Source organism: Nonomuraea sp. H19 (assembly GCF_052068215.1).
GTDB lineage: Bacteria > Actinomycetota > Actinomycetes > Streptosporangiales > Streptosporangiaceae > Nonomuraea.
In genome coordinates, this window is record NZ_JBQHCV010000006.1 from 40483 (window position 1) to 66299 (window position 25817).

Consider the following 25817-nt stretch of genomic DNA (forward strand, 5'->3'; position numbering starts at 1 on the left):
GTCATTTCTCCTTCGATTGGAACCTGCGGCGGTGATCGCCCGGTGAGATCCGCCAGTGGCGGCGGAAGACGCGGTAGAGCGTCTCGGCCGTGCCGAGCCCCGACTCCCTGGCCACCGTGTCCAGTGGGTGATCGGTGACTTCCAGGAGCCGTCTGGCGGCGTCGGCCCGGCTGCGCTCGACGTACCGGCCGGGTGACAGGCCGGTCTGCTGGGTGAAGACGCGGGAGAAGTGGCGCTCGCTCATCCCGGCGCGCGCGGCGAGCGCGGGCACGCTCAGGTCCGCGGCGGGGTTGGCGTCGATGTACGCCTGCAGTTCCCGCAGCGGCTCGCTGCGCGGCGTCATGGCCCGCATCGGCGTGCTGAACTGGCTCTGCCCGCCCGGCCTGTGCAGGTAGACGACGAGCCCGCGGGCGACGTCGCGGGCCATGGCGTGGCCGTGGTCCCTGGCCACCAGCGCCAGCGCGAGATCCACGCCGGACAGCACGCCGGCCGAGGTCCAGACGTCGCCGTCCTCGATGTAGAGGGGGTCGGCGTCCACCTCGACGCACGCGTAGCGGGAGGCGAGCTCGCCGGCGGCCAGCCAGTGCGTGGTGGCCCTCCGGTGGTCCAGCAGCCCGGCCTCGGCCAGCAGGAACGCGCCGTTGCACACCGAGGCGACCCGCCGCGCGGTCCCGGCCACCCGCGCGATGCCCTCGACCAGCTCCCTGTCCGCCAGCTGCCCGGGCACCGACATCCCGCCGGCCACCAGCAGCGTGTCGACCGGCCCGGCGACCTCGCCCAGCGCGCCCGCCGTCACGACGACCCCGTTCCCGGCGGGTACGGCGCCCGCGCCCACGGCGACCACCTCGACCCGGTAACCGCCGCCGAGCAGATCCGCCGTGCCGAAGACGTCGGCGGGGCCGGCCATGTCGAGCAGCTGGAAACCGGGGAAGACGACGATCAGGACCCGGCGAGGCATGCTTTCATGCTGGTCGCGGGTGCCCTATGGCGTCAACGACACGGTCATTGCACATTACGCCATGCGGGCATGGATGCATGCATATTGCAGGCTAATGATCGTTCGGCACCCCATGCTGCGGAAATCCACCGATACCCGCCACCGACGGCGTAGCGCAGCACGCCCATTCCAAAGCCGGGAGCTCCGGGTCATGGAACCAGCCCGTGTGGAGAAGTGGCGCGCACGGGCGTGCGTTCGCCGCCGGCGGCGGCGCTCAGGCGCTCTTCGCCCTGGCCTCGGCCTCGGCCGCGTCCATGGCGGCCGCTTCCTCCGGCGTCGGCGCCGTGCCACCCAGGTGGGCGGGTTGCCACCACACCCCCGGCGGCACCTCCGGGTAGGTGCGCTGCGCCCGGTCCACCAGCTCCGAAAGGCGCGCGTGCAGATCCACGGTGTGCTGGTTGACGTCCTCGCCCCGCTTGGGATGCATGGGCTCGCCCACCAGGATCGTCAGCGGCACGTGCCGCTGCAGCAGCTTGCGCGGCCGCCCCTTGGTCCAGAGCCGCTGGCTGCCCCACAACGCCACCGGGATCACCGGCGTCTTTGTGGCCTGGGCCATCCGGATGGCGCCGTTCTTGATCTCCTTGACGGTGAACGAGCGGCTGATCGTGGCCTCCGCGAAGACCCCGACCACCTCGCCGGCCTTCAACATCCGCAGAGCGGTCGCGTACGAGCCCGCGCCCGCGCCCCGGTCCACCGGGATGTGGTGCATCCCGCGCATCAGGGGACCCGAGATCCGGTGCTTGAACACGTCCTCCTTGGCCATGAAGCGCACCAGCCGCTTCGACGGCAGCGTGGCGAACCCGGCGAAGATGAAGTCGAGGTAGCTGACGTGGTTGCTCACCAGCACCGCTCCCCCGGTCCGCGGCACGTGTTCGGTCCCCTCCATGTGGAAGCGGAGGTCGAGCGCGCGGAACAAGGTGCGCGCGGCGGCGATCACCGGCGGGTACACAATCTCAGCCATGACCAGAACGTAGCCTACTCAGGCGGGCGTGACGGTAGTCGGGAGGCTGATCATTCCGCGTACGTTGCCGTGCACGGTCCGCCTGATGCCCGACCGGTCGATGTCGTAGTCCGGTGAGACCGCCTTCGTCAGTTCCTCCAGCGTCACCCGCGCCTCCAGCCTGGCCAGCGGCCCGCCGAGGCAGTAGTGGCGGCCGACGCCGAAGCTGATGGCCTTGGAGGTGTCGCGGCCCAGGTCATAGGTCTCGGCGTCGGGGAAGACCGACTCGTCCCTGTTGGCGGCGCCGATGAGCAGCCAGATCTTGGCGTCCTTGGGGACGAGGGTGCCGTACCACTCGGTGGGCTCGGTGAGGCGGCGGGCGATGCCGTGCGCGGGAGTGTCGTACCGCAGCGACTCCTCCGCCCACTGCGTGATCGCCCCGCCGAAGGCGGCGGCGCGCTGGCCCGGGTTGCGCCACGCCCAGTACCAGGCGGCGCTGAGCAGGTGGGTCGTGGTCTCCGAGCCCGCCCCGATCAGCAGGAAGAGGAACGCCACGAGCTCCTCGACGGTCAGCCCGCCGTCGCCGGCCAGCGCGGAGACGAGGTCCTCGCGCGGCGTGGCCCGGCGCTCGGCGATGATCGAGGCGTAGTAGTCGCCGAGCGAGAGCAGGCTCTTGAGCCCGGCGTCCGCCATCTTGCCGTGCGGGTCGTACGCGAGCAGGGCGTCGGACTTGCGGCGCACGTCGGCCCGGTCGGACGGCGGCACGCCCATCAGCTCGGAGATCACGTCGAGCGGCAGCTTGGCCGCCAGGTCGCGGGCGAAGTCGAAGGCACGCCGCTCGACGCCCTCCTCGATGTAACCTCGCGCGATCTTCCTGATCATGGGTTCGAGCGCGGCGACCCGGCGCGGGGTGAACGCGCGGGACACGATCGCCCGCATGCGGGTGTGCTCGGGCGGATCCATGGCCACGAACGACAGGTACGTGCGTGCCTGCGGCCCCCACGCGCCGCGATCGAGCATGGGGCCGTGGTCGCTGGAGTAGCGGGCGCTGTCGGTGAAGGCGGCCGAGACATCGGCGTGCCGGGACAGCGCCCAGAAGTCGAGATCGGGGTTGTGGTAGATCGGCGCTTGCCGGCGTAACCGCGCGTAGACGGGATACGGATCGTCGTTGACCGACGGGTCATAGGGGTTGTAGATGACATCCACCTGCTCCACGCTACGGCGCTTGCGCCTTCGTGAAAACGGGCAGATGTTTTCACCATGAAGAAGCTCATCAACACGGCAGATTCCGTCGTTGAGGACGCGCTGAACGGCATGGCCGCGGCTCACCCCTCGCTGTTGATCCGCGATCAGGTGGTCTACCGGGCCGCGGGCCCGCGCCCGGGAAAGGTCGGCCTGGTCTCGGGCGGCGGCTCCGGGCACGAGCCGCTGCATGCCGGTTTCGTCGGCTACGGCATGCTCGACGCGGCCTGCCCCGGCGAGATCTTCACCTCGCCGGTGCCCGACCAGATCATCGACGCCACCAGGGCGGTGGACGGCGGCGCCGGTGTGCTGCACATCGTCAAGAACTACACCGGCGACGTGCTGAACTTCGAGATGGCCGCCGAACTGGTCGAGGGCGTCGAGGTGGCGAGCGTGCTGGTCGACGACGACGTCGCCGTACAGGACTCCCTCTACACGGCGGGCCGGCGCGGCACCGGCGCCACGCTGTTCGTGGAGAAGATCGCGGGGGCGCTGGCGGAGGAGGGCGCGCCGCTGGCCGAGGTGGCCAGGGTGGCGGGCGAGGTCGACGAGCGCAGCCGGTCGTTCGGCATCGCCCTGACCTCGTGTACGACGCCGCACGCCGGCAAGCCGACGTTCGACCTGCCGGAGACGGAGGTGGAGCTGGGCATCGGCATCCACGGCGAGCCCGGGCGCAGGCGGGTGCCGCTGGTTTCGGCGCGTGAGCTGGCCGGGATCGCCATGGAGGCGATCCACGGCGACCTGCCGCTGCGCGGGGACCTGCTCGTGATGGTGAACGGCATGGGCGGGACGCCGCTCATGGAGCTGTACGTGGTGTTCGCGGAGGTTGCGGCGTTCGTGAAGGGGAAGGGGGCGCAGGTGTCGCGGTCGCTGGTCGGCAACTACGTGACGAGCCTGGACATGCAGGGCTTCTCCGTGACGGTGTGCCGGCTCGACGAGGCGTTGACGCGGCTGTGGGACGCGCCGGTCGAGACGCCGGGGCTGCGCTGGGGGCGTTGATGGACACCATGGACACGGACTTCTTCGTGGCGTGGCTGGAGGAGGCGGCCCGGCTGGTGCACCGGGATCGCGACCGGCTGACGGAGCTGGACGCCGCGATCGGTGACGCCGACCACGGCACGAACCTCGACCGCGGGTTCGCCGAGGTCACCAAGGCGCTGGCCGAGTGGCCGCCGGCGTCGCCGGTGCAGGTGCTGACCTCGGCCGGCGCGACGCTGATCCGCCGCGTGGGCGGGGCGTCGGGGCCGCTGTACGGCTCGGTGTTCCGGCAGATGGCCAAGACGCTGCGGGCGCCGGTGACGCTGGCGGGGTTCACGGCGGCGTTCGAGGAGGGGGTCGTGGCGGTCGAAAGGCTCGGCAAGGCCGCTCTGGGCGACAAGACCATGGTGGACGCGCTGGCTCCGGCCGCTCGCGCGCTGGCGCTGGCGGTACGGGACGGCGTGGGGGTACGGGAGGCGTTCGCGCAGGCGGCGCGCGCGGCCGAGGAAGGCGCGAAGGCCACGATCCCGATGCAGGCCCGCAAGGGCCGGGCCAGTTACCTGGGTGAGCGCAGCATCGGGCACGAGGACCCCGGCGCGGCCTCGTCGGCGCTGCTCATGGCGGCCCTGGCCACCGCGGCGACATGATGCCCCCGCCCGCGTCGGCCGATGGCGTGATCGCCGCCGTCGCCACCCGGCCCGCACACCGCCCGCCCGAAAGCGTGATCGGCGCCGTCGCCACGCGGCCCGCACACCGCCCGCCCGAGGGCGCGGAGGGCCGGGTAGCCGGCCGCCGGCATCGTGCTGCGGCGGAGGCGGCGTGATGGTGGGATTGGTGCTGGTGTCGCACAGCGCGGGGCTGGCGGCGGAGGCGGCGGCGCTGGTCAGGGGCATCGCCGGGGAGAGCACGCCGGTGGCGGCGGCCGGGGGGACGGACGACGGCAGGCTGGGCACCAGCCTGGACCTCATCGAGGCGGCGTTGCGCGCGGCCGATCAGGGAGACGGGGTGGTGATCATTCCTGATCTGGGCAGCTCGGTGCTGACCGCCCGCCTGGTTGAGGAGCCTGGACGGGTCGTGGTGGCGGACGTGCCGTTCGTGGAAGGCGCGATCGCGGCGGCGGTGGCGGCGGGCACGGGTATGCCCCTGGACGGCGTGCTGGCCGCCGCCGAGGAGTCCCGCGCCTTCCGCAAGCTCTAGCGGCACCCCAGTGATGAGCTCACCCTTCCGGATTCGGTCAACCGTTAATCACCGTTTCGACATCTGCCCGGCTTAGCGTTCGGCCAGACAACGGCACGACCGAGGCGGATGAGCACATGGCCGGACAGCAGGATCGGACCGGATCGGATTCGGATCAGGGGCACCCGTTGCCGGTCTGGGCCGACCCCGACGTTCAGGAGGAGCGGCTGGACGCTCAGGGCATCGCCCGGCGCGGCCTGCTCCGCCGAGCGGGCTTGTTCGGCGCGGGGTTCGCCACGGCCTCGGTCGCCGGCGCGGTATCGGCCGCGAGCACCCGGCCGGCCGCCGCCGCCCAGCCGAAGCACGGAGACGATCCCGAACTGGCCTACCTGGTCGGGGACCACCACGTGCACACCGTCTACAGCCACGACGCGAAGTACACCTTCTCCCAGCAGGCGATGCGGGCGGCGCAGTTCGGCCTGGACTGGATGGTGTTCACCGAGCACAGCAACTTCGGCCACGCCAATGCCGGCGGTGCGCTCGCCGAACACGCCGAGGTGCTCAAGGCTCGCGCGGAGAACCCGCGCATGCTCATCTTCCAGGGGCTGGAGTGGTACATCCCCGCGGCCGAGCACTGCACCGTCTTCGCCTCCCCCGGCAAGAACGAGGCGGAGGTCCTGCGCCAGTTCGAGCTCGCCTACGACGGCAAGCTGCTGAAGCGGACGGAGGGTGCGGCCACGCACCCCGATACGGCGGCCAACGAGGCCCTTGCGGTGGAGGCGATCAAGTGGCTGGCCGAGCGCAAACGGGCCGGCTACGTCGACGACGTGCTCGTCCTGGCCAATCACCCGTCCCGGCTGGGCATCGACTCGCCGCATGAACTGCGCGCCTGGCGGGACGCCGATCCGGAGATCATGATCGGCATGGAGGGCGCACCCGGCGCGCAGGGGGCCGCGCTGCCCGGACGGGGCGCGACCAGCATCCGCGGCGAGTACGAGAACAAGCCGTCCGGGCAGTCGTGGCCGGGCTATCCGAGCGAAGCGTACGTGACCTATGGCGGCTTCGACTGGATGACCGCCACCGTAGGCGGCCTGTGGGACGCCCTGCTGTCCGAGGGCCGGCTCTTCTCGATCACCTCCAACTCCGACAACCACCGGACCGTCGGCGACACCTGGCGCAACGGCGACTGGCCGGCCGGCCAGAACTTCGACAACACCGGAAAGCTGCCCGATCCGGTCGACGCCGGCACCCCGCAGCCGGGGAGCGACCTCTGGCCGGGGCAGTTCAGCCGTACCCACGTCGGCGTGCGGAAGTACGGCTACCTGGAGGTGATGGCGGGACTCCGGGCCGGGCGGGTGTGGGTGGACCACGGCCAGCTCATCGACGGAATCGAGGTCCGGCTCGTCGACCAGTCCGCCTCCGGCAGGGGCGCCACGCTCGGCGGCCGCGTGCGCGCCGGCCGCGGACAGCGGCTGATGTTGCTGGTCACGATCACGACCGCGTCCCGCCCGAACTACCACGGTGAACTGCCGAAGCCGGCCCACGTCGATGTCATCAAGGGAGCGGTCCGCGGGCCCGCGGCCGACCGCGATTCCTGGCGTGCGCCGGACACCCGGGTCGTCCGCAGCTTCGACGTGGGCGGCCGGACGGGGACCTACACGCTGAAGATCCCCGTCGGCCCGGTCACCGAACCGTGCTACCTGCGGCTGCGCGGCAGCGACGGGCGCCGCAACGGGCCCGGCCTGCTCGGCGGCGACGTAGACCCGCATGGGCCGATCGCCCACACGCCCGGCGACGGAGACCCGTGGCTGGACACCTGGTTCTACACCAACCCCCTTTTCATCGACGTCGAGTCCTGACACCCGGCGCCGTCAGCAGCCACGGACCCTCATGAGAGAAAGGACCACGATGCGCCGTAGAGCCGCACGCTATGGATTGACGGCCGGGCTGGCTGCGGCCTGCCTCGTCGCCGGGCAGGTCGCAGCGGCCACGCCGGGGCCGGCGTCCACCGCACCCCTCACGACGGCTGAGCGCCTCCCGCTCGGGCCGTCCTCGTTGACGGAGGAACGTACCTCCCGCCAGGTGGCCCCGGGTGTCACTCACGTCGCGATCGAGCGCGGCCAGAGCTCTCCTGACGACTTCTGGACGGTCACGATCGGCGTGGCGACCACCGAGGCGGAGGCGAGCGAGCTGGAGCAGCGGATCCGCGCGGCCGGGTACGAGCCACGGCGGGACCCCACTGCCGGCGCCTCGCCGCTCGGCCCTGACGACCGGCCCCTCGGCTGGATGATCAGAGCCGGAAAGCACGCCGGGCAGCAGGCGGCGCAGGCGACCGCGAACGACCTGGCGGCCAAGGGCGTCCGCGGCAGCGTCCAGTTCACCGGTGAGGACGGTCACCCGACGACCGGTCCCTGGTCGGTCGACGTCCTCGTCGTCGACCCACGCCGCTTCCGCGGACGGCTCGGCTCCGAGCTGGCCACGCAGATCGTGCCGGGACGGGAGACCACCAGTTCGATCGCCCAGCGCACCGGGGCGCTGGCCGCGGTCAACGGCGGCTACTTCGTCATCTCCAGTGGCGAGAGCGGCAAGCCCGGCCCCGGGCTCGCCGGTACCGACGGTGACCTCGCCGGCATCTCCGTGGTCCGTGGCGACCTCGTCTCCGAAGCCGTCAACGGCCGCCCGGCCCTCGTCGTCCCAACCGATTCAGGAGCCGGCACCGCCGTCCGACGGCTCGAGACGCGCCTGTCGGTGCGGGCGGCGAACGGCGGCCTCCGGGAGGTCACGGGCGTCAACCGAAAGCCCGGCCTGATCGTCAACTGCGGCGGCGCCGGGGACGCCTACCCGCTCGCGCAGCCGGCTCACGACTACACCTGCGGCAACGACAACGAAGTGATCGCGTTCACGCCCGTCTTCGGGCCGCAGGTGCCCCAGGGCGAGGGTTACCAGGTGACGCTCGACCCGCGAGGCGCCGTCGTGGCCGCCAAGGACGGGCGCGGCGGCGCGATGCCCGCCCGGGGAACCGTCCTGCAGGGCACCGGCGCAGGCGCCCGGTGGCTGCGTGAGCATGCCCGCCCCGGCGCGCACCTCACGCTGCGCCGCTCCGTCATCGACGCGGAGCGCGGCGTGCCCGTGCCGGTCCAGCCGCAGACCTCGATCGTCAACGGCGGGCCGCTGCTGCTGCGCGACGGCGCGGTCGCGCTCGACCCGGTCCGTGACGGGTGGAGTCCGCAGGACATCGACGGCGCCGACCGCGGCGCCTTCTACAACGGCTGGTACCTGCGCAGGAATCCGCGCACGGCCGCGGGTGTCGCCCGCGATGGGCGGATCATCCTGCTCACCGTCGACGGCCGCCGGCCCGCGCACAGCGTGGGATTGAGCATTTCTGAGGTGGCACAGGTCATGCGCAGCCTCGGAGCCGTCGACGCGATCAATCTCGACGGCGGCGGGTCGACGGCCATGGTCGTCGGTGGTGCGCTGCAGGGCACACCGAGCGACAGCACCGGCGAGCGACCGGACGGGGACGCCATCGTCGTCCTGCCTTGAGCCGACGCCGGCACGCGTGGATCAGTGACCCTTGAACGCCTCCTCCAGCCACCAGGAGCCCCGGTTCCTGATGACCTTGGCGTGGACCAGCAGCGGGCGGTCTCGGGGGCCCTTGAGCCAGTCGGCCACCCCTGCCAGGTCGGGCGCCGCCGTGACGGTCACGGCGGCGAAGCCGTGTCCGCGGGCGATGGCGGCGAGGTCGGCCGGCGGGAAGGTGACCGTGTCCAGGGGATGGCCGTGGGGCCCGAAATGGTGTACCTCGGCCCCGTACGCCTCGTCGTCGTACACGACGATCACCATCGGCAGGCCCAGGCGGACGACGGTCTCCAGCTCCGCGAGGCCCATGAGGGCGCCGCCGTCGCCGAGCGCGGCCACCGGCAGCCGGTCGGGCCGCGCCACCGCGGCACCGATCGCCGTCGCCAGGCCCAGCCCGATCGACTGGAACGCCTGCGTGAAGCAGAACCCGCCCTCGTCCGGAACATCGAGGAACATTGATGGATATCCCATGAAATTTCCGGAATCGATGGACACGATCCGCTCGATCGGCAGCAGGTCGTCCAGGCCGATGGTGAGCGTCCTGGGGTCGATCCTGCCGCCGCCGCTCTCGTCCTCGTACGGCACGTCCCGCCACCGTCCCTCGGCCTGGATGCGGCGCGCGAGCTCGGCCGACCGGTAACCCGGCGCGGCGGCCCCAGCCAGGCGGGTGGTCACGGCGCTCGCGACGGTTCCCGCGTCGCCCACCACTCCCAGGTCGGCGGGTACGTGCGCGCCGAGCGCCGCCCCGTCGAGATCGACCTGCGCCACCTTCGCACCCGGCGGGACCAGCGCGCCGTGCCGGGTGGTCCACATGTTCAGCGCGCAGCCCCACCCGACGACCAGGTCCGCGCCGCTGATCAGCTCGGCGGCCAGCGGCGTCGCGAAGCCGCCGCTCACGTCCAGGTCCCATGGGCTGCCCCGGAACAGGCCCTTGGCCACCGCGGACGTGGCCAGCAGCGCGCCCGCCTGGTCGGCCAGGTCCTCCAGCTCGCGCCGCGCGCGCCGGGCGCCGCGCCCGGCGATGAACACCGGCCGCCGGGATTCCGCCAGCAGGCGGGCCAGCTCCCCCACCGCGCCGTCGTCCAGTGGAGCGCCGGCAGAGCGCCCGGACCGGCCGCCCTCCCCAGCCGGGCGAGCCGCCGAGCCGCGCGAGCCACCCGGGCGGTCCTCCTCATCGCCTGCGCCGAGCAGCGCCGTAGCCCAGTGGCCCGGCTCCATGCCGGCCGGCGGTGGACCGCAGGGCTGGGACTGGACGCCGAGCGGGAGGTTCAGCAGGACCGTACGCCGCTCCTCCCGCGCCACCCGGTAGGCCTGCGCCGCCTGCCACGCCGCGCTCTCCGGAGCCTCGGCCCGCATGGGCACCGCCCCCACCGCCACCGCCAGGGCGTCCTGGTCGATGTGGAAGTTGGAGCGCGCCTCGGTGGCCTCCCCCGCCAGGACGATCAGCGGCGTACGGCTCTTGGCCGCCTCGGCGATCCCGGTCATCGCGTTCGTGAGCCCGGGGCCCTGGTGCACGGAGACGATCCCGACCTCGCCGCTCATCCGGGCGTAGGCGTCGGCCATCGTGGCGGCCCCGCATTCGTGCCGCGCGGCGAAGAACCGCACGCCGCTCGCGACGAGGGCGTTGGTGACGTGGAAGTTGCCGCTGCCGACAACGCCGAAGGCGGTCCCGGCGCCGCAGGCGGCGAGGGCCCGGCCCACGGCCTCCGCGACGATCAACGCTCCACCAGGGCCAGCACGCGGACGGGGCTGCCCGAGCCGCCTGCGATGGGCAGCGGCGGGGCGATCACGACGGCGCCGGTCACCGGCAGGCGGTCGAGGTTGCGGAGCTGGGTGAGGCCGTATTTGCCCGCGCCGAGCAGGAACGAGTGGCAGGGGAAGGCCGGGTCGAAGGAGTGGGCGGCGCCCGCGTCGGTGCCGACGGTCTCGACGCCCAGCCCGGCGATGGGCGTGGACGAGGCCAGCCACGAGGCGCATTCCACCGAGATGCCGGGCGTGTGAGGGCCGCTGTCGTCGGCGTTCAGGAACGCGGCCTGGTCGCCGGAGCGAGTGTCCCAGCCGGTCCGGTAGAGGAGCCAGCCGCCGTCGGGCAGCGGCCCGTTGGCGCTCTCCCACTCCTTGACGTGGTCGATCTGGAGGAGGAAGTCGGGGTCCTTGGCGGCTTCGGCGGAGAAGTCGAGGACGACGGCGGGCGCGATCAGGTTGCGTACGGGCACCTGGGAGACGTCCTGGCCGTCGCGGCCGGTGATCCAGTGGATGGGGGCGTCGAAGTGGGTGCCGGTGTGCTCGCTGGTGTGGATGTCGTTCCAGTACCAGGCAGGGCCGCGGTCGTCGTACCGGCTGATCTCCTCCAGGCGGAAGGGGATCGCGTTGCCGAACGGCTCGGGCAGCTGGAGGATCGGCGTCTCGGACGACAGAGGTGCGGTGAGGTCGATGATCTCGATCGCGCCGTTGCGCACGCTGTTGACGAAGCTCTGCAACACCGACATGGCATCCTCCTTGATGGGCTGAGCGCATCCTCCTACGTGCCGGTAACCGAGGCAAACACCTCACCCCTTCAGCCCGGTGGAGCTCATCGTGGCCGCGAAATGGCGCTGGGCCAGCACGAACGCGGCCACGAGCGGCAGCACGGCCACGACGTTGCCGGCCGTGAGCGCCGACCATGCGGTGTGCCGGGCGCCGCGTTTCTGCTCAGTTGTCCAGCGTTTGCGGAACAAAAGGATCAGGCTCGAGTCCACTCCGCGCATCCGGCCGTCTGGAACGCCTTGTCGGCGGCCTCGATGGTGACGGTGGCCGCACCCGTCGGCATGCCGGACGTGATCACGTCGGAGATATTCGCGGACGTGCTCTTCATCCTGGCCCAGAAGCACATGGAAAATCCGGTGGTCGGGCCGGCCGTCCGGTAGGTCCCCGGCTGGATGTCCTTGCCGACGATGAGCGTGCGCAGGGAGGCGGGGCTGATCCCCGGAGGGGTGCTCGTCCCGCCGCCCGGCGCGCTCGGCGTGGCTCCAGGCTGAGTGGGACCGGGCTGGGTGGCACCGGGCTGGGTGGCACCGGGCTGCGCGGTGGTGGTCTCGGCGGGCTCGCTGGCCTGCGGGTCGCCAGGAGGGCCGGTGTCGTCGATCGTCACGGTGACCCTGGGCTCGGGCGACTCCGTCGTCGTCCCCGCGCCGAACCCCACGAACACTCCCAGCAGGAACCCGAGCAGCGCGGCGAGCCCGGACACGAGCACGATGATCGGCGGACTGCTCGTCGCCCGGGGGTATTCAGGCGGGTATCCAGGAGGCCCGTATGTCACGGACCAAGCGTGCCATCTCTGTCAACGGTGGAGATAGTCGACGAGCGACGCCTTCTCCGTCTCGAGCTCCTCGATGGCGCTCTTGACCACGTCGCCGATGCTGACGATGCCCGCGAGCCGGCCGTTCTCCACCACGGGCATGTGCCGGAACCGCTGCGTGGTCATGATCTGGCGCAGCGCGTCGACGTTGTCGCCGGGGCCGACCGTGCGGACGTCCGTGGTCATGATCGCGGACACCGGCTCGTCGAGGACCTCCGCGCCGCGGGCGTGCAGATGACGCACGACGTCGCGCTCGGAGACGATGCCCTCGATCGTGGCCCCGTCCGTGGAGACCACGATGGCGCCGATGTTGTGCTCGGCGAGCGCGGCGAGTAGCTCCCGGACGGACGCCTCCGGTGCCACGGTCGTCACGTCGCTGCCCTTGTTGCGAAGGATCGTCCCGATGAGCATGTCCACCACCTCTGCCCTCAGTCTTCCAAACCCTGGGTCAAGGCAAACAACCCCATGGGGTCGGAGTCAACCCGTCACCGAAGGCGGCTTTTGCATTCCCGCTGGCGAGCATGCGCGCGCATGAGTGCGTTCGGGTAACGGTGCGGTCACGTTTCGTGCTTGGCTGACAAGGTGTGACGTGGGTCTCATACCTTTTCCTCAAATTCCAGCTGAAGCGTCGACTACTAGACAACCCGTCAGTAGGGTGGCTCATCCGTAGGCGGCGGAGGTGCTCATGGCGGGAACACGCGCGCGGACGGGAGCCCCATGACCCTGTCCGGGTACGTCGCACGCCGGGCCGGGTCCGTGCTCGGCCAGGTCGGTGACCTGTTCGTCATCGCCCTGGAGGCCCTGCGGCGCAGCTGGGACATCAAGCACTGGTGGTGGGAGTTCGTCGAGCAGTGCTGGTTCCTCGCCCGCGTCACCAGCGTGCCGGTGCTGCTGGTCTCGCTGCCGCTGGGCGCCACGGTGGCGCTGCAGGTGGGCGAGCTCGCCTGGCAGCTCGGCGCCGGCTCGGCCACCGGCAGCGCGGTCTTCGTCGGCCTGATCCGCGAGGTGGCGCCGCTGGCCAGCGCGCTGCTGATCTCCGGGGCCGGCGGCAGCGCGATGACCTCCGACATCGGCGCCCGCCACATCCGCGACGAATTGGCCGCGATGGAGGTCATGTCGGTCAACCCGATCCATCGCCTGGTCACGCCGCGCATGTGGGCGGCCAGCACGGTGGCGGTGTGCCTGTGCCCGCTGGTCATCCTGGCGGGCGCGAGCGGCGGCTACTTCTTCAACGTGGTGGTGCAGGGCGTCACCCCGGGCGCGTACTTCGACGGGGCGCTGTCCCTGGTCGTCGCCTCCGACCTGTACGTCACGCTGTTCAAGGCGTGGATCTTCGGGTTCATCGCGGCGGCGGTGGCCTGTTACCAGGGCATGACGTGCGCGACCAGCCCGGTCGGCGTGGGGCGGGCGGTCAACCAGGCGACCGTGGTGACGTTCATGCTGGTGTTCACGTTCAACTACGTGATCTCGGCCGTGTACTTCCTGGCCTACCCGCCGAGGGCGCTGTGATGGTGGCGCGGACGGCCGGCGCGGGGGTCGCGGAGCGGTTCGCGACGCTGGCCGACTGGCCGCTGTTCGTGTGGAAGGTGCTGTACTACTCCGTCCGCGACGTCGTGCTGCGGCTGCGTTACGTCAAGGTCGTCCTGCGGCAGGTCAGCGACGTCGTGGTGGGGGTCGGCGCGACCGTCATCGGCGGCGGCATGATCTTCGTGGTGTTCACGATGGCGTTCGTCGTGGGCGCGACCGTGGGCCTGCAGGGCTACCAGGGGCTGCAGGCGATCGGCGCGGAGTCGTTCATGGGGCTGGTCGGCAGCTTCGCCAACGTCCGCGAGATCACCCCGATCATCGCGGCGACGGCGCTGGCGGCGCAGGTCGGCTCGTCGTTCACGGCGGAACTGGGCGCCATGCGGATCTCGGAGGAGATCGACGCGCTGGAGGTGATGGGCATCAACGCCTTCACCTACCTCGTCTGCACCCGCGTCGTGGCGGCGCTGCTGGCGCTGATGCCGATCTACCTGATCGCGTTGTTCGCCAGCTTCTTCGCCACGCGGCTGATGTGCACGGCGCTGTTCGGTCTGGCGCCCGGGGTCTACGACTACTACTTCTACCTGTATCTGCCGGTCAGCGACATCGTGTTCAGCGTCGCCAAGGTGGGCGTGTTCGCCTTCGCCGTCATCGTGATCCACTGCTATCACGGTTTTCACGCCACCGGTGGCCCGGTGGGCGTGGGGGTGGCGGCGGGGCGTGCGATCCGCCAGTCGATCGTCACGATCGTGCTGCTCAACCTGCTGCTGTCGTACCTGTTCTGGGGCGGCGGGGGCAACATTCACCTGGCGGTGTGACCCGATGGACCGATTCGAACTCTCCCTCGCCACCCGGGTGGGCATCGCGTTCGCCGTGCTGGCGGTGTTCGCGGCGGCGACGGTCGTCGTCGTACGCACCGCGACCGCGGTCCGCGGGACCCGCGTCGACGCCGTGTTCGCCCGGGCGGGGCAGGGCCTGGACACCAACTCCCCGGTCAAGATCCGCGGCGTCACGGTCGGCGAGGTGACCGCTGTGTCCCTCGACGCCAAGGGCAGGGCCGTGGTGACCATGCACCTCGAGCCCGAGGTCAAGGTGCCCAGGTCCGCGGTCGCCTCCATCGAGCCGACCTCGGTGTTCGGCCCCAAGTTCGTCAGCCTCGTGCCCGGCGCCGGCGAGACCACCGGTCCTTTCCTGGGCAGTGGCGCGGTGATCACCGCCACCGAGGGCCCGCTGGACTTGTCCGACACGCTCGGGGACGCCTACCGCGGCCTGGACGCCGTCGATCCGCGCGAGGTCACGGTCATCGTGCACACCCTGGCCAAGGGGCTCGACGGCAAGGGCGAGCACCTGCGCGAGCTGATCGGCGACGCCGGCACGGTCGTCGGCGTCGCGCACCGGCAGCGCGGGCGGGCCCGGCAGTTCCTGCGCGACGCCGCCGGGCTCGGCACGGCGCTGTCGGACAAGGGCGACGAGTTGGTGTGGATCGCCTCCGACGTCAATGTCATCACCCCTGACCTGCTCGCGCGGGCCGGCAAGATCCGCGTACTGCTGGACGAGGTCACCTCCGTCTCCGGCCAGGTCACGCACGGGCTGCGCAAGCACCGGCAGAACCTGCGGGCCGGCGTGCACTCGGGCGAGCGGGTGGCCGCGCTCATCTACGCCCAGCTCGGCCTGGCCGGTGACGGCGTACGCGGGCTCAACAGGCTGGTGGACCTGCTCAACGAGCTGATCGAGGCGCAGGGTCCCGGCAACAGCCGCCAGCTCCAGGTGGAGGCGTTCGTCTCGGGCGACATCTGCGAGCTGATCGTCGGCGCCTGCGGCCCCACCGACGGGAGGCGCTGACGTGGACCGGCGCTGGTGGACCCTTGTGCGGTTCGGGCTGTTCATCGGGCTCACCGTGTCGCTCATCGTGCTGATCAGCGTGCAGATCGAGCGGGTGAGCACGGGCGGCGGTTACCGGCTCGTCGCCACGTTCGACGACGTGTCCGGGCTGGTCGAAGGCGACCAGGTCAAGATCGCCGGAGCGCCCGTCGGCCAGGTGGAGGCCATCAGGGTCGTCGACGGCCGGGCCGAGGTGACCATGGAGGTGCAGGACGCGGTCCGGGTGCCGGCCGACACCGAGGCCGCCGTCCGCTGGCGCAACGCCGTCGGCCAGCGGGTGGTCTATCTGCTGCCGGGCACCGCCCCCGGCCTGATGCCGCCCGGTGGGCGCATCGCGCGTACCTCGTCCGTGGTGGACATCGGCGAGCTGGTCAGCGACCTCGGCCCGCTGACCCGCAGCCTGGACCCCGAACAGATCAACCAGTTGCTCACCGCCGCTGCCAGGTCGCTCAAGGGCAACGAGCGCAACATCCCGCGGCTGCTCGACAACGTCAACGCCATCACCACCACCGTCAACGAGCGCAAGAAGACCATCGAGCAACTGCTGCGGGACTACGCCACGGTCACCGACGTGGTGGCCCGCCGCGACAAGCAGATCGAGCAGCTCGTCGACAACCTCGTCACGCTGTCGGAGGCGTTCGTGCGCAACCGGAAGCTGGTGGACGACTCGCTGGTGGAGCTGTCGGCCGCGTTCCGCACCTCCAACGAGGTGATCGGCAAGAACGCCGGCGAGCTCGGCGCGCTGGTGGACAACCTGTCCGGGCTGACCGGCGGCATCCGGCGCAACGTGAACCGGATCGACAGGACCGTCGGCACGCTCCAGCCACTGTTCGCCCGCGCGTACACCACCGTCGACCGCGGCCGCTACTTCATCACCGCGGTCCCGTGCCTGGCCCTGGGGCCGGCGCCGTGCCCGTACGGGATGAAGACGCCGCCGCCGCTGCGCAACACCAGGGTGCAGAGCACGAAGGACCTCCAGAAGCTCATGGTGGGCCGGTGATGGCGCTCAAGTCCTTCCGTGACCGCAACAAGTACGCCGTCGGCCTGGTGTCGGTGGCCACACTCGCCGCGGTCCTCGCCGCCACGTTCCTGGTCGGCAACCTCGGCCTGTTAGAGGGCGGCTACACCGTGTCGGGCGTCTTCGCCGACTCCGGCGGCCTGCGTACCGGCAACGACGTCCGGGTCGCCGGGGTCCGGGTCGGCGAGGTCACCGAGGTACGCCCCGACTACGCGCAGGGCCACGTGGTCGTCACCTGGAGGGTCGACGACGGGGTGCGCCTCGGCCGCGGCACCCGGGCCGACGTCGCCCTGTCGAACCTCCTGGGCGGCCGCTATCTCAAACTGACCGGCGCGATCTCCGCCCCCTTCCTCGACCAGCTCCCCGAAGACCGGCGGCGCATCCCCATGGAGCGCACCGGCGTGCCCACCCTGATCAACGACGCCATCAAGGACGCCACCCGGCTGGTCGAGCGCCTGGACACCGACGCCGTGGACGACCTGCTCACCGAACTCGGCAAGCTCGACACCGTCAAGCGCCGCCGGATCACCCGGCTGCTGGACAACATCGGCGACCTGTCGGACACGATCAGCAAGAGCGAGCCCCAGCTCCAGCGGCTCCTCGACAACGGCACCAAGATCATGGCGGTCCTGGAGAAGAAGGACGAGCAGCTCGTCCGGCTCATCGACGCCATCGAGGTCATGCTGCGCGAGCTCCGCACGCGTAGGAAGGAACTGCGTGCCCTGCTCGGCGACGGCAGCGACCTGGTGCAGAGCACCACCCGCCTGATCGACGAGCACGAACGGTCGCTGGTCCAGATCCTCGACGACAACGCGGCCATCACCACGCGGCTCGCGGACGGCAACGAACAGCTCAACTCGCTTCTGGCCTGGGCGGGCCCGACCTTTTCCGGCCTGTCCACGATGGGCGGCCAAGGCCCGTGGCTCGAGGCCATAGCCACGGGCCTCGGCCCCATCGACCCGGAGGTGCTCGCCGCCATCGCCAAGGACAGGAAGGCCGACCGATGACCTGCTCCGCACGGCCGCGGCCACGCGATCGCGGCTCATTCCCAGGACAGACCCTCCTCGGGTGCTCCGCACGGGCCGGCGGGGAGTTCGGATGAGGCGGCTGGTGGCGGTGCTGATCGCCGGGGTGTTCCTGGCGTCCGGGTGCTCCGTGGCGGGGGCGGAGCCGTACCGGCTGGTGGCGGTCTTCAGCAAGGCGCCCTCCCTGTACGAGGAGGCGCGCATCAAGGTGATGGGGCTCGACGCCGGGTACGTGGACAGCATCCGCATCGACGGCGACAAGGTACGGGTCGGGCTCCGGGTCGACCGGCACGTGCCGCTCCCGGCCGGGGTGAAGGCCGTGGTCGCCCCTCAGAACACCCTGGGCGAGCGGAACGTCGTCCTCTATCCCCCGTGGAAGCCCGGCGATCAGAAGATCGCGGCCGGGGCGACGATCCCGCTGGAGCGGACCGACCTGCCGGTGGAGATCGACGACGCGCTCGACGCGTTCGGCAAGCTGACCGACGCGCTCGACGACGACAAGCTGGGCGACGTGGCCGGCGACCTGGCCGACGGGGTGCGGGGCCGCGGCAAGACGATCAACAACGCGATCGCGGACACCTCCGAGCTGACCGGCACGCTGGCCAAGCAGGACCAGCAGCTCATCGACCTGGCCAAGGGGCTCAGCAGGCTGGCCACCACGCTCAACGAGCGCGAGAGCCAGGTGACGGGCGCGATCGACTCCTTCGCCGAGGCCGGCGCGATCCTGGCCGAGGAGCGGCGGCGGCTGCGCGGCTTCGTCACCAGCATGGCCGGGTTCGTACGGCGCGGCGACGTGATCATCGAGCAGTACTCCGCGCGGCTCCCGCAGGCCGCCGGGACGCTGGCCGAGCTGGTGCTGACCGTCCGGGCCAACAGCGCGTCCATGGCCCAGGCGGTCAAGGGCGCGGCCGACTTCGCCGACGTGGTGATCAACGCGTGGGACAGGAAGCAACACGTCCTGAAGATCCGCGTCGTGCTCAACGCGATGACGAGGGCGTGGCTGACGCCGCTGTTCGAGGCGCTGAACCTGGGCAAGGTGCCGTGCCTGCCCGCCGGGCTGAGCAACTGCCCCTTCGAGCGGCAGGGGAGGAAGCGATGAGGATGGTGGCCGGTTGCCTCGCCCTGCTCGTCACCGCGTCGTGCTCGCTGCAGACGCTCGGCGCGACCACCGGCGACATGACGGTGCACGCCGTCTTCGACGACGTGCAGAGCCTGGTGACCGGGCACAGCGTGCAGATCTCCGATGTGCGCGTGGGCACGGTCACCGGCATCCGGCTGCAGGGCTACCGGGCCAGGGTGACGATGTCGATCACGTCCCGGTTGCCCGTGGGCAGCACGGCCACCGTGGCCAAGACGTCGGTCCTGGGCGAGAACTACGTGCTGCTCACCCCGCCGCCGGGCAAGGACCTGTCCACGGGCCCGTACCTGGCGAGCGGCGCCACCATCGCCGACACGTCGGTCGAGCCGGACATCGAACAGGTCACCGCGAAGGCCGGGCCGCTCATCGAGGCGCTCGGGGCGCAGGACGTCAACGCCATTCTGGACGCCGCCTCGACCGCGTTCGCCGGGCAGGGCGACGACGTCAACAAGCTGATCAAGCAGACAGCGGAGGTCACCGACGCCTACTCCGCGGCCCGCACAGACCTCGCCACCAGCATCGACGCCCTGGCCGAGCTGGGCGACGACCTCGCCGCGGGCAGCGCAGAGCTGGACCGGCTGCCGGGCACGCTGGCGTCGGCCACCGCGCGGGTCGCGCACGGGCGCAAGCACATCAAGAAGGCGATCGTCGCGCTGACGAACCTGGCCAAGGAGGCCAACCTCACGGTCTATCCGCGGCACGCCGCCCGGCTTCGCACGCTGCTGCGCGAGCTGGCGGTGATCTCGTCGTCGATGCAGCGCGGCAAGGACGACCTGAAGGCCCTGGTGGCCAAGATCCAGACGTTCATCGACGCGCCGCCGATCACGGTCAACGGGCAGGTGCTCATCTACGTCTGGCTGAAGGGCGTGCTGCTGCCGCAGAGGCCGAACCCGGGGCTGCTGCCGAACCGGATCGAGGACTTCCGCCTGATGCTGGAGCCGCCGCGATGAGAAACCGGATCTATCTGAACCTGGGGTTCTTCGTGGCGCTCGGGATCGTCATGACGGTCTGGGCATTCAGCACCATCATCAAGCTCGACGCGATCGAGCGGCCGTACCGGGTGTCGGCCGAGTTCGTCTCCTCGCCCGGCCTGATACCCGGGTTCGACGTGGCGTACCTGGGGGTCCGGGTCGGGAGGATCGGCGACGTACGGCTCGCGCCCGGCAAGATCGTCGTGGGCCTGAACATCGACAGGGAGATCAGGCTGCCGAAGGGCGTCTCGGCCGAGGTGCGGCGCAAGTCCGCCATCGGCGAGCCGTACGTGGAGCTGTCGCCGCCCGTCACCGGCGTCCGAGGGCCCTCGCTCGCGGCCGGGGACACGATCCCGCTGACCAAGACGGCCGTGCCGCTCGACTACAAGGAGCTGTTCGAAGGCGTCGGCAAGCTGCTGAACGCGGTGCCGCCCCGGGACGCCAAGACGATCACCCACGAGCTCGCGGTCGCGCTGGACGGGCGCGCCCCGGCGATCAGGAACCTCATCGACGACGCCCACACCCTGACCGGCACCCTGGCCGACAACGCCGACGTGCTGGACGACCTGTCGGTGCAGCTCACCCGGCTCACCCACACGCTCGCCGGGAAGAAGGACGCGCTGGCCTCCGGGATCACGGACCTTCGCGCGGTGACCGGGACGCTGCGCGCCTCCCGTACCGATCTGAACGCCTTCCTCGACCGGGGGCCCGGCGTGTTCGCGCAGATCGACGCGGCCGTCAGGGCGTCCAGGCCGGGGTTCTCGTGCCTGCTGACGGCGGCGGGGCTGCCGCACCGGCCGGCGTTCTCGGCGGAGACCGAGCGGAACGCGCGCCATCTGCTGAGCACCGTGCCGACCGCGCTGAGCCTGGCCGGCGACATCAGCGACCGGCGCGGGGACACCGTCTACGGCAAGGCGGAGTTCCTCTTCAGCGTGCCGGGCGGGCCCAAGCCTGCCGAGGAGTACGCGGGGCCGGTCGGGCCGCCGGCGGTGCCCCGTCTGCGCGCCTGCCCCGACCGCGCTCCCGCCGGCGCCACCGCGGACACCCCACATGCCGCCGACGCCGCCTCGGGCACCACAGATGCCGCCGGCGCCGCCGCCCGGGAGAGCGATCGCCGGCAGGAGGCGGCCGAGCAGCCCGAGGGGTCGCCGCGGAGCGCGGAGCCGAAGCGTGGCGGGCCCGCCGCCGAGCCGTCGCCCAGCGGCGTGGCCGCCACCGGGGAGGCGTCCTCTGCGCCGCCGGGCACCGTCCCGCTGCTTGTCGCGATCTTCCTTGCCGTGGTGGCCGGCGGTGGCGTCCTGGGCTGGACCGCGGCGGGCCGGGCCGCCCACCGCCGTGAGGAGTCGTCGTCACCCACTCCCCCGCCTGAATGAAAGGCCGGGGCTCGCATGACCTCGGACAAGAATCTCGGCCTGCTCCAGCGAGCGGACGGCTACGCCTCAACGATCAAGAACGGAGAAGGTCCGATGACCCCCAGACAAGACGTCGCCGACGCCCCCCGCCCCGCGGATCCCGCCGAGGCCACCCCTCCCGAGGGCGCAGGGTCCGCGCCGGCGGGCGCGACCCCTGGCGAGGCGCCGCCCACCGCCCCCGCGGACGGCGCCGCCGCAGCAGCGGACGCCTCATCCGGCAGCGAGCCGCCGGCGACGCACGCGACGGCGAGCAGCGCGCAGCCGGCAGCCGGTGACCCGGCTGGCGACAGCGAGCAGCCAACGGCGGATGACGCGACCGGCGACAGCAAGCAGCCAACGGCCGATGACCCGACCGGCGACAGCGAACAGTCAGTGGCCGGAGGCAGGAGCGGCGGCGGGCGGTTGGGGCGGGTGACCCGGGCGCGGGTCGTCGGGGCGGTGGTGGCGATGCTGGTCGCCACGATCGCCGCCACCGCCGTGCTCCAGTGGATCTCCGCCACCCAGGCCCAGGACGCGCGAGCCAAGCTGGAAGCCGAGCGCTCACTGCGCCTGGAGGTGTCGGGCGCGGCCAGCGCTTTCAGCAAGGCCCTGCTCAGCTACGACTACCGCGATCTGCAGAGCACCCGCTCCACCCTGACCGCCCAGGCCACGGGAGACTTCCTGGCCACCTACGACGCGGCGTTCGGGGACGCGATGGCGCAGGTGATCGTCAAGCTCAAGGCGATATCGCAGGCCACCGTACGCGAGATCTACCTGGCCGACGTGGACGAGGCCACCGCCCACGCCATCGTCGTCGTCGACCAGCAGGTGAACTCCTCCGAGGCGATCCGCTCCGTCAAGGATTCGCACCTTAAGATCGCTCTTGTGAAGGAGAAGGGCATCTGGAAGGTCCACGACGTGACCGTGCTCGGCGCGGCCTCCGAGGACCAGTACAACCTCAGCGGCGACGAGAAGAAGGACTGACGATCGGCCCTCTGGCGATGGGCGGCCACCCCGGCGAGGTGCGCGCGCCCGAAGAATGGCTCACCGAGGTGGAGCGGGAGCGGGCCGCGCGGTTCCAGTTCGAGGCGGACCGCGCCTGCTTCGTCGCCGCCCACCTGCTCGCGCGGCTCTGCGCCGCCGCCGCGCTCGGCGCCGAGCCGCAGGAGCTGACGCTCCTGCAATACTGCGACGTGCACGGCCCCGGACATGGCAGGCCGTACCTCGAGCAGGCCCCCGAGTTCGGCATCAGCTTCAGCCACACGCGCGGCTACGTGTGCGCGGCCGCCGGTCCCGGCAAGGTCGGTGTGGACGCCGAACGCGTGCCGGCCGGCGCGCTCGACGAGATGCTGGCCGACCGGGTGCTCACCCCGCGCGAGCGCGCGCTCGTCACCGGGAACGAGGAGCTGATCAGGCACTGGACGCGCAAGGAGGCGCTGGTCAAGCGCGGCGAACTGACGCTCGACGGGTTCGGCTCGGTCGACGGCGACCTGCCGGGCCGCCACCTGCTGGAGTGGAGCGCCGGACCGGACATCAGGGTGGCCGTCATCACGGACGCTCCCGCCAGGAGGGTGCCCATTCCCGGATAAGCTTGTACATATGTTCTACCGGAAACCGGTCGAGGAGCGTATCGCCGACCGCATGGCCCAGCGCAGGCCGCTCGAAGAAGGCAAGACCTTCGAGCATGGTCCGGCGAAGTTCGTGTTCATCTCCTTGATCGTCGCGGTGGTGCTCATGCACGTCGTCGGCGTCTCCATCGTGATGGCGTTCACCTAAGAGCGACAGGGCGCGGTGTCCGCGCCCGCGTGCGCTAGATTGGGATCATGAGCGCGCCTCGCTGGCTTTCTCCTGCCGAACAGCGTGCCTGGCGTACGCATCTCGCGCTGCACAAGCTTCTCCTGCACCGGCTCGACCGCGAGCTGGGGGAGCACTCTCTCTCGTTGAACGACTACGAGATCCTCGTCAACCTGTCGGAGAGCCAGGGGCGGCGCATGCGGATGAGCGACCTGGCGGATGCGACGATCCAGTCACGCAGCCGCCTGTCGCACCAGATCTCCCGCATGGAGGCCAAGGGCCTGGTGGCCAGGGAGGACTGCCGGGACGACCGGCGCGGCACGTTCGCGGTGCTGACCGACGAGGGCTGGGACACGATCCAGCGGGTGGCGCCGTTCCACGTGGCGAGCGTGCGCGAGCACTTCGTCGACCGGCTGACCGACGACCAGCTCGCCGCGCTGGAGGAGGCCTACGCGCCGATCGTCGAGCAGCTGAAGAAGCTGCGCTGACACCCAACCGATATCGGCGGGGCCGCACGGACTTCCCGGCCGCTCGCTACGATCCGCTCATGCTCAGAAAGCTTCTGATCGTGGCCGTTCTCGCGCTTGCGGCGGCGTGCTCCTCGGGCGGCGGGGCCGAGCTTCCCGACGGTCCCGGCCTGATGAAGAAGGCCGCTGAGGCCATGAAGACGGTCAAGTCGGCCGCCTTCTCGATCTCCACCGAGGGCAAGCCTCAGGTGCCGGTCAAAAAGGCCGACGGCCGGCTCACCGCCGCCGGGGACGCCGACGGGACGATCACGATCGACATCCTGGGCAGCCTGCAGGAGGTCACCTTCGCCCTGGTCGGGGACACCGTCCATTTCAAGGGCCCGACGGGCGGCTTCCAGCAGATGACCAGGGCTCAGCTGGCGCAGTTCTACGACCCCTCGGTCATCCTGGAGCCGACCAAGGGCATCTCGCAGTTGCTGGCCTCGGGCACCGACCCGAAGGTCGAGGGCGTGGAGAGCGGCTCCTACCGGGTCGCCACGACGTTCCCCGGCCAGGTGGTGGGGCAGATCATCCCGGGTGTCACGCAGGGCGTGACCGGCAAGGTCTGGCTCGACCAGGCCACGAGCAGGGTCACCAAGGCGAGTCTGCCGTTGCAGAACGGGACGGTGACGGTGTCGTTCAGTGACTACGACGCCGCGGTCACGATCACCCCGCCCGCGGCCGGATGAGGTCCGCTCGCCGGGTCGTGCTCACCGCCGGGGGCGCGGTGGTGTTGCTGGCCGCGCTGGACGCGTACGTGGTGGTGACGGTTCTCATCGACATCGCCGAGGACGTGGGCGTTCCGCTGAACCATCTGGAGCGGGCCACCCCGATCGTGACCGGGTTCCTGCTCGGCTACGTCGCCGCCATGCCGCTGCTCGGCCAGCTCTCCGACCGGTACGGGCGGCGGCCGCTCATCCACCTCTGCCTGGCGGCGTTCGCGCTCGGGTCCGTGTTGACGGCGCTGGCGGCGGGCGAGGTGATGGTGGTCGCCGGGCGTACCGTGCAGGGCGTGGCCGGTGGGGCGCTGCTGCCGATCACCATGGCGCTCATCGGCGACCTGTGGGACGAGCACGAGCGGCCCCTGGCCCTGGGAGCGGTGGGGGCGGCCCAGGAGCTGGGCAGCGCGCTCGGGCCGCTGTACGGCGGGGTGCTGGCGCTGATCCCCAGCGTTGTGGTGGCGGGGGTGGAGCTGGGACGCTGGCACGCCATCTTCTGGATCAACGTGCCGCTGGCGGCGCTGGCCGCGATCGCGGTCCAGCTCACGGTCCCAGGCCGCAGCGCGCCGCCCGCCACCCTCGGCCCGGCGGGCGGGCCGGGAGCCGCCGTCGGATCGGCAGGCCGGCCGGACGGCGGCACGGCGGACGCGCCCGCTGCCTCCTCCCCCGCGATGGGGCGGGTCGACGTGGTCGGCGGGGTGCTGCTGGCGTTGGCGCTCGCGCTGCTGGTCGTCGGCCTTTACAACCCCGACCCGGCCAAGGCCGTCCTGCCGCCGTGGGGTCCGCCCGTGATCGTGGCGGGCGCGGTGGTGGCCGGGCTCTTCGTCTGGTGGGAGATCCGCTCCCCCGTGCGCCTCCTCGACCTGTCCGCCACCCGCAAGGGCCCGCTGCTGGCCACCCTGGCCGTGAGCTTCCTGGCCGGCGCCGCGCTCCTGGTCACCATGGTGTTCGTCCAGTTCACCGCCCAGACCCTGCTCGGCGAGGACGCTCTGGGCGCATCGCTGGTGCTGGCCAGGTTCCTGGCCGCGCTGACCGTAGGGGCGCTGCTCGGCGGCCTCCTGGCGCGCAGGCTCGGCGACCGGGTCGTGGCGGTGGCGGGCCTGGCGGTGGCGGCGATCGGCTACTGGCTGATGAGCCGCTTGCCGCTCGACCTGGCCGGCGCGGGACTCGTGATGGATGTCGACCTGGTCGTGGCGGGACTCGGCCTCGGCCTGGTCATCGCCCCGGTGTCGGCCGCGGTGCTGCGCGTGAGCCCGGCGGCCCAGCACGGCGTGGCGTCGGCGGCGGTCGTGGTGGCGAGGATGATGGGCATGCTGATCGGCATCGCGGCCGTGTCGGCGTGGGGGTTCTACCGCTTCCAGTCGCTGACCGCCGATCTGGACACGCCGCTCCCGTTCGGTGTGGACGCGGAGACGTACCAGCGGCGGCTGGCCGACTACACGGCGAAGGTGCAGGCGGCGCTGCACCTGGAGTACACCGAGATGTTCCTCGTCACCGCGTTCATCTGCCTGCTCGGCGCGGCTGTCGCGCTGCTGATGCCGCGCCGGGCGACTGTGACGCCCTGAACGTCAATCCGCCGCACCCCGCCCACCGCAGCGCTC

28 protein-coding genes are annotated in these 25817 nt (G+C 71.5%); 20 read left to right on the forward strand and 8 right to left on the reverse strand.

Annotated elements, in window-relative coordinates:
• Position 1: 1 nt before the first annotated feature.
• The 3 genes from ACTMTI_RS14295 to ACTMTI_RS14305 all read right to left on the reverse strand — a co-directional run bounded on the left by ACTMTI_RS14295 (position 2) and on the right by ACTMTI_RS14305 (position 3143).
• Positions 2 to 958, reverse strand: a complete 957-nt coding sequence (locus ACTMTI_RS14295) for a GlxA family transcriptional regulator (RefSeq protein WP_441120778.1) — start codon at positions 956 to 958, stop codon at positions 2 to 4.
• A 253-nt stretch (positions 959 to 1211) separates the two neighbouring features.
• Positions 1212 to 1958: a lysophospholipid acyltransferase family protein gene (locus ACTMTI_RS14300; protein WP_441120779.1), complete on the reverse strand. Its 747-nt coding sequence runs from the start codon at positions 1956 to 1958 to the stop codon at positions 1212 to 1214.
• 18 nt (positions 1959 to 1976) lie between these two features.
• Positions 1977 to 3143, reverse strand: coding sequence for a cytochrome P450 (locus ACTMTI_RS14305; protein ID WP_441120780.1), 1167 nt, complete (start codon positions 3141 to 3143; stop codon positions 1977 to 1979).
• 54 nt (positions 3144 to 3197) lie between these two features.
• Here ACTMTI_RS14305 and dhaK point away from each other — a divergent pair, with 54 nt between their 5' ends.
• From dhaK to ACTMTI_RS14335, 6 genes are all read left to right on the forward strand, one after another.
• Positions 3198 to 4178, forward strand: coding sequence for a dihydroxyacetone kinase subunit DhaK (dhaK, locus tag ACTMTI_RS14310; RefSeq protein ID WP_441120781.1), 981 nt, complete (start codon positions 3198 to 3200; stop codon positions 4176 to 4178).
• The gene (dhaL, locus tag ACTMTI_RS14315) at positions 4178 to 4804 is read left to right on the forward strand and encodes a dihydroxyacetone kinase subunit DhaL (protein ID WP_441120782.1); all 627 of its coding nucleotides are present in this window, start codon (positions 4178 to 4180) and stop codon (positions 4802 to 4804) included. The genes dhaK and dhaL overlap by 1 nt, the downstream gene beginning before the upstream one ends.
• Positions 4801 to 4980 carry a hypothetical protein gene (locus ACTMTI_RS14320; protein WP_441120783.1) on the forward strand — a complete coding sequence of 60 codons (180 nt, stop codon included), beginning with the start codon at positions 4801 to 4803 and terminating at the stop codon, positions 4978 to 4980. Before dhaL ends, ACTMTI_RS14320 begins: the two co-directional genes overlap by 4 nt.
• A complete protein-coding gene (gene dhaM / locus ACTMTI_RS14325) occupies positions 4980 to 5354 on the forward strand; it encodes a dihydroxyacetone kinase phosphoryl donor subunit DhaM (protein ID WP_441120784.1) in 375 nt (124 codons plus the stop codon). The genes ACTMTI_RS14320 and dhaM overlap by 1 nt, the downstream gene beginning before the upstream one ends.
• A 167-nt stretch (positions 5355 to 5521) precedes the next feature.
• Positions 5522 to 7192 (forward strand): PHP domain-containing protein, encoded by a 1671-nt coding sequence (locus tag ACTMTI_RS14330; RefSeq protein WP_441120785.1) that lies wholly within the window; start codon positions 5522 to 5524, stop codon positions 7190 to 7192.
• 49 nt (positions 7193 to 7241) lie between these two features.
• Positions 7242 to 8876, forward strand: coding sequence for a phosphodiester glycosidase family protein (locus tag ACTMTI_RS14335; RefSeq protein ID WP_441120786.1), 1635 nt, complete (start codon positions 7242 to 7244; stop codon positions 8874 to 8876).
• A 21-nt stretch (positions 8877 to 8897) separates the two neighbouring features.
• On the opposite strand, the gene ACTMTI_RS14340 is transcribed toward ACTMTI_RS14335, so the two are convergent.
• The 5 genes from ACTMTI_RS14340 to ACTMTI_RS14360 are packed head-to-tail and all read right to left on the reverse strand — an operon-like array spanning position 8898 to position 12660.
• Positions 8898 to 10631, reverse strand: coding sequence for a thiamine pyrophosphate-binding protein (locus ACTMTI_RS14340; RefSeq protein ID WP_441120787.1), 1734 nt, complete (start codon positions 10629 to 10631; stop codon positions 8898 to 8900).
• Positions 10628 to 11401: a cyclase family protein gene (locus tag ACTMTI_RS14345; RefSeq protein WP_441120788.1), complete on the reverse strand. Its 774-nt coding sequence runs from the start codon at positions 11399 to 11401 to the stop codon at positions 10628 to 10630. Before ACTMTI_RS14345 ends, ACTMTI_RS14340 begins: the two co-directional genes overlap by 4 nt.
• Before the next feature lie 60 nt (positions 11402 to 11461).
• Entirely contained in the window at positions 11462 to 11629 is a 168-nt protein-coding gene (locus ACTMTI_RS14350) for a hypothetical protein (protein ID WP_441120789.1), read from the reverse strand.
• A gap of 5 nt (positions 11630 to 11634) precedes the next feature.
• Positions 11635 to 12210, reverse strand: coding sequence for a hypothetical protein (locus ACTMTI_RS14355; protein ID WP_441120790.1), 576 nt, complete (start codon positions 12208 to 12210; stop codon positions 11635 to 11637).
• 21 nt (positions 12211 to 12231) lie between these two features.
• On the reverse strand, positions 12232 to 12660 hold the full coding sequence (locus ACTMTI_RS14360; RefSeq protein WP_441120791.1) for a CBS domain-containing protein: 429 nt from the start codon (positions 12658 to 12660) through the stop codon (positions 12232 to 12234).
• A 306-nt stretch (positions 12661 to 12966) separates the two neighbouring features.
• Here ACTMTI_RS14360 and ACTMTI_RS14365 point away from each other — a divergent pair, with 306 nt between their 5' ends.
• The 14 genes from ACTMTI_RS14365 to ACTMTI_RS14430 all read left to right on the forward strand — a co-directional run bounded on the left by ACTMTI_RS14365 (position 12967) and on the right by ACTMTI_RS14430 (position 25781).
• Entirely contained in the window at positions 12967 to 13758 is a 792-nt protein-coding gene (locus ACTMTI_RS14365) for an MlaE family ABC transporter permease (RefSeq protein WP_441120792.1), read from the forward strand.
• A complete protein-coding gene (locus ACTMTI_RS14370) occupies positions 13758 to 14591 on the forward strand; it encodes an ABC transporter permease (RefSeq protein WP_441120793.1) in 834 nt (277 codons plus the stop codon). Before ACTMTI_RS14365 ends, ACTMTI_RS14370 begins: the two co-directional genes overlap by 1 nt.
• Before the next feature lie 4 nt (positions 14592 to 14595).
• Complete coding sequence (locus ACTMTI_RS14375; protein ID WP_441120794.1) at positions 14596 to 15615, forward strand: MCE family protein; 1020 nt, start codon at positions 14596 to 14598, stop codon at positions 15613 to 15615.
• 1 nt (position 15616) lies between these two features.
• Complete coding sequence (locus ACTMTI_RS14380) at positions 15617 to 16654, forward strand: MCE family protein (RefSeq protein WP_441120795.1); 1038 nt, start codon at positions 15617 to 15619, stop codon at positions 16652 to 16654.
• Complete coding sequence (locus tag ACTMTI_RS14385; protein ID WP_441120796.1) at positions 16654 to 17679, forward strand: MCE family protein; 1026 nt, start codon at positions 16654 to 16656, stop codon at positions 17677 to 17679. The genes ACTMTI_RS14380 and ACTMTI_RS14385 overlap by 1 nt, the downstream gene beginning before the upstream one ends.
• 91 nt (positions 17680 to 17770) lie before the next feature.
• Positions 17771 to 18796 (forward strand): MCE family protein, encoded by a 1026-nt coding sequence (locus tag ACTMTI_RS14390; RefSeq protein WP_441120797.1) that lies wholly within the window; start codon positions 17771 to 17773, stop codon positions 18794 to 18796.
• Positions 18793 to 19785 (forward strand): MCE family protein, encoded by a 993-nt coding sequence (locus tag ACTMTI_RS14395; RefSeq protein ID WP_441120798.1) that lies wholly within the window; start codon positions 18793 to 18795, stop codon positions 19783 to 19785. The genes ACTMTI_RS14390 and ACTMTI_RS14395 overlap by 4 nt, the downstream gene beginning before the upstream one ends.
• Positions 19782 to 21179 (forward strand): MCE family protein, encoded by a 1398-nt coding sequence (locus ACTMTI_RS14400; RefSeq protein ID WP_441120799.1) that lies wholly within the window; start codon positions 19782 to 19784, stop codon positions 21177 to 21179. The genes ACTMTI_RS14395 and ACTMTI_RS14400 overlap by 4 nt, the downstream gene beginning before the upstream one ends.
• Before the next feature lie 93 nt (positions 21180 to 21272).
• Positions 21273 to 22181 carry a hypothetical protein gene (locus ACTMTI_RS14405; protein ID WP_441120800.1) on the forward strand — a complete coding sequence of 303 codons (909 nt, stop codon included), beginning with the start codon at positions 21273 to 21275 and terminating at the stop codon, positions 22179 to 22181.
• 17 nt (positions 22182 to 22198) lie between these two features.
• Positions 22199 to 22786 (forward strand): 4'-phosphopantetheinyl transferase family protein, encoded by a 588-nt coding sequence (locus ACTMTI_RS14410; protein ID WP_441120801.1) that lies wholly within the window; start codon positions 22199 to 22201, stop codon positions 22784 to 22786.
• A gap of 10 nt (positions 22787 to 22796) precedes the next feature.
• Complete coding sequence (locus tag ACTMTI_RS14415) at positions 22797 to 22973, forward strand: hypothetical protein (protein ID WP_441120802.1); 177 nt, start codon at positions 22797 to 22799, stop codon at positions 22971 to 22973.
• Between the two features lie 47 nt (positions 22974 to 23020).
• Positions 23021 to 23479: a MarR family winged helix-turn-helix transcriptional regulator gene (locus ACTMTI_RS14420; RefSeq protein ID WP_441120803.1), complete on the forward strand. Its 459-nt coding sequence runs from the start codon at positions 23021 to 23023 to the stop codon at positions 23477 to 23479.
• 59 nt (positions 23480 to 23538) lie between these two features.
• Positions 23539 to 24186 (forward strand): LppX_LprAFG lipoprotein, encoded by a 648-nt coding sequence (locus ACTMTI_RS14425; protein WP_441120804.1) that lies wholly within the window; start codon positions 23539 to 23541, stop codon positions 24184 to 24186.
• A complete protein-coding gene (locus tag ACTMTI_RS14430) occupies positions 24183 to 25781 on the forward strand; it encodes an MFS transporter (RefSeq protein ID WP_441120805.1) in 1599 nt (532 codons plus the stop codon). The genes ACTMTI_RS14425 and ACTMTI_RS14430 overlap by 4 nt, the downstream gene beginning before the upstream one ends.
• The last annotated feature ends 36 nt before the right edge of the window (positions 25782 to 25817 follow it).

Bases quoted from the DNA above. Each gene is read 5' to 3' on its own strand.
- ACTMTI_RS14295 (WP_441120778.1), bottom strand. From the start codon at position 958: ATGCCTCGCCGGGTCCTGATCGTCGTCTTCCCCGGTTTCCAGCTGCTC.
- ACTMTI_RS14300 (WP_441120779.1), bottom strand. From the start codon at position 1,958: ATGGCTGAGATTGTGTACCCGCCGGTGATCGCCGCCGCGCGCACCTTG.
- dhaK (WP_441120781.1), top strand. From the start codon at position 3,198: ATGAAGAAGCTCATCAACACGGCAGATTCCGTCGTTGAGGACGCGCTG.
- dhaL (WP_441120782.1), top strand. From the start codon at position 4,178: ATGGACACCATGGACACGGACTTCTTCGTGGCGTGGCTGGAGGAGGCG.
- ACTMTI_RS14320 (WP_441120783.1), top strand. From the start codon at position 4,801: ATGATGCCCCCGCCCGCGTCGGCCGATGGCGTGATCGCCGCCGTCGCC.
- dhaM (WP_441120784.1), top strand. From the start codon at position 4,980: ATGGTGGGATTGGTGCTGGTGTCGCACAGCGCGGGGCTGGCGGCGGAG.
- ACTMTI_RS14335 (WP_441120786.1), top strand. From the start codon at position 7,242: ATGCGCCGTAGAGCCGCACGCTATGGATTGACGGCCGGGCTGGCTGCG.
- ACTMTI_RS14345 (WP_441120788.1), bottom strand. From the start codon at position 11,401: ATGTCGGTGTTGCAGAGCTTCGTCAACAGCGTGCGCAACGGCGCGATC.
- ACTMTI_RS14360 (WP_441120791.1), bottom strand. From the start codon at position 12,660: ATGCTCATCGGGACGATCCTTCGCAACAAGGGCAGCGACGTGACGACC.
- ACTMTI_RS14365 (WP_441120792.1), top strand. From the start codon at position 12,967: ATGACCCTGTCCGGGTACGTCGCACGCCGGGCCGGGTCCGTGCTCGGC.
- ACTMTI_RS14370 (WP_441120793.1), top strand. From the start codon at position 13,758: ATGGTGGCGCGGACGGCCGGCGCGGGGGTCGCGGAGCGGTTCGCGACG.
- ACTMTI_RS14375 (WP_441120794.1), top strand. From the start codon at position 14,596: ATGGACCGATTCGAACTCTCCCTCGCCACCCGGGTGGGCATCGCGTTC.
- ACTMTI_RS14385 (WP_441120796.1), top strand. From the start codon at position 16,654: ATGGCGCTCAAGTCCTTCCGTGACCGCAACAAGTACGCCGTCGGCCTG.
- ACTMTI_RS14390 (WP_441120797.1), top strand. From the start codon at position 17,771: ATGAGGCGGCTGGTGGCGGTGCTGATCGCCGGGGTGTTCCTGGCGTCC.
- ACTMTI_RS14395 (WP_441120798.1), top strand. From the start codon at position 18,793: ATGAGGATGGTGGCCGGTTGCCTCGCCCTGCTCGTCACCGCGTCGTGC.
- ACTMTI_RS14400 (WP_441120799.1), top strand. From the start codon at position 19,782: ATGAGAAACCGGATCTATCTGAACCTGGGGTTCTTCGTGGCGCTCGGG.
- ACTMTI_RS14405 (WP_441120800.1), top strand. From the start codon at position 21,273: ATGACCCCCAGACAAGACGTCGCCGACGCCCCCCGCCCCGCGGATCCC.
- ACTMTI_RS14410 (WP_441120801.1), top strand. From the start codon at position 22,199: ATGGGCGGCCACCCCGGCGAGGTGCGCGCGCCCGAAGAATGGCTCACC.
- ACTMTI_RS14415 (WP_441120802.1), top strand. From the start codon at position 22,797: ATGTTCTACCGGAAACCGGTCGAGGAGCGTATCGCCGACCGCATGGCC.
- ACTMTI_RS14420 (WP_441120803.1), top strand. From the start codon at position 23,021: ATGAGCGCGCCTCGCTGGCTTTCTCCTGCCGAACAGCGTGCCTGGCGT.
- ACTMTI_RS14425 (WP_441120804.1), top strand. From the start codon at position 23,539: ATGCTCAGAAAGCTTCTGATCGTGGCCGTTCTCGCGCTTGCGGCGGCG.
- ACTMTI_RS14430 (WP_441120805.1), top strand. From the start codon at position 24,183: ATGAGGTCCGCTCGCCGGGTCGTGCTCACCGCCGGGGGCGCGGTGGTG.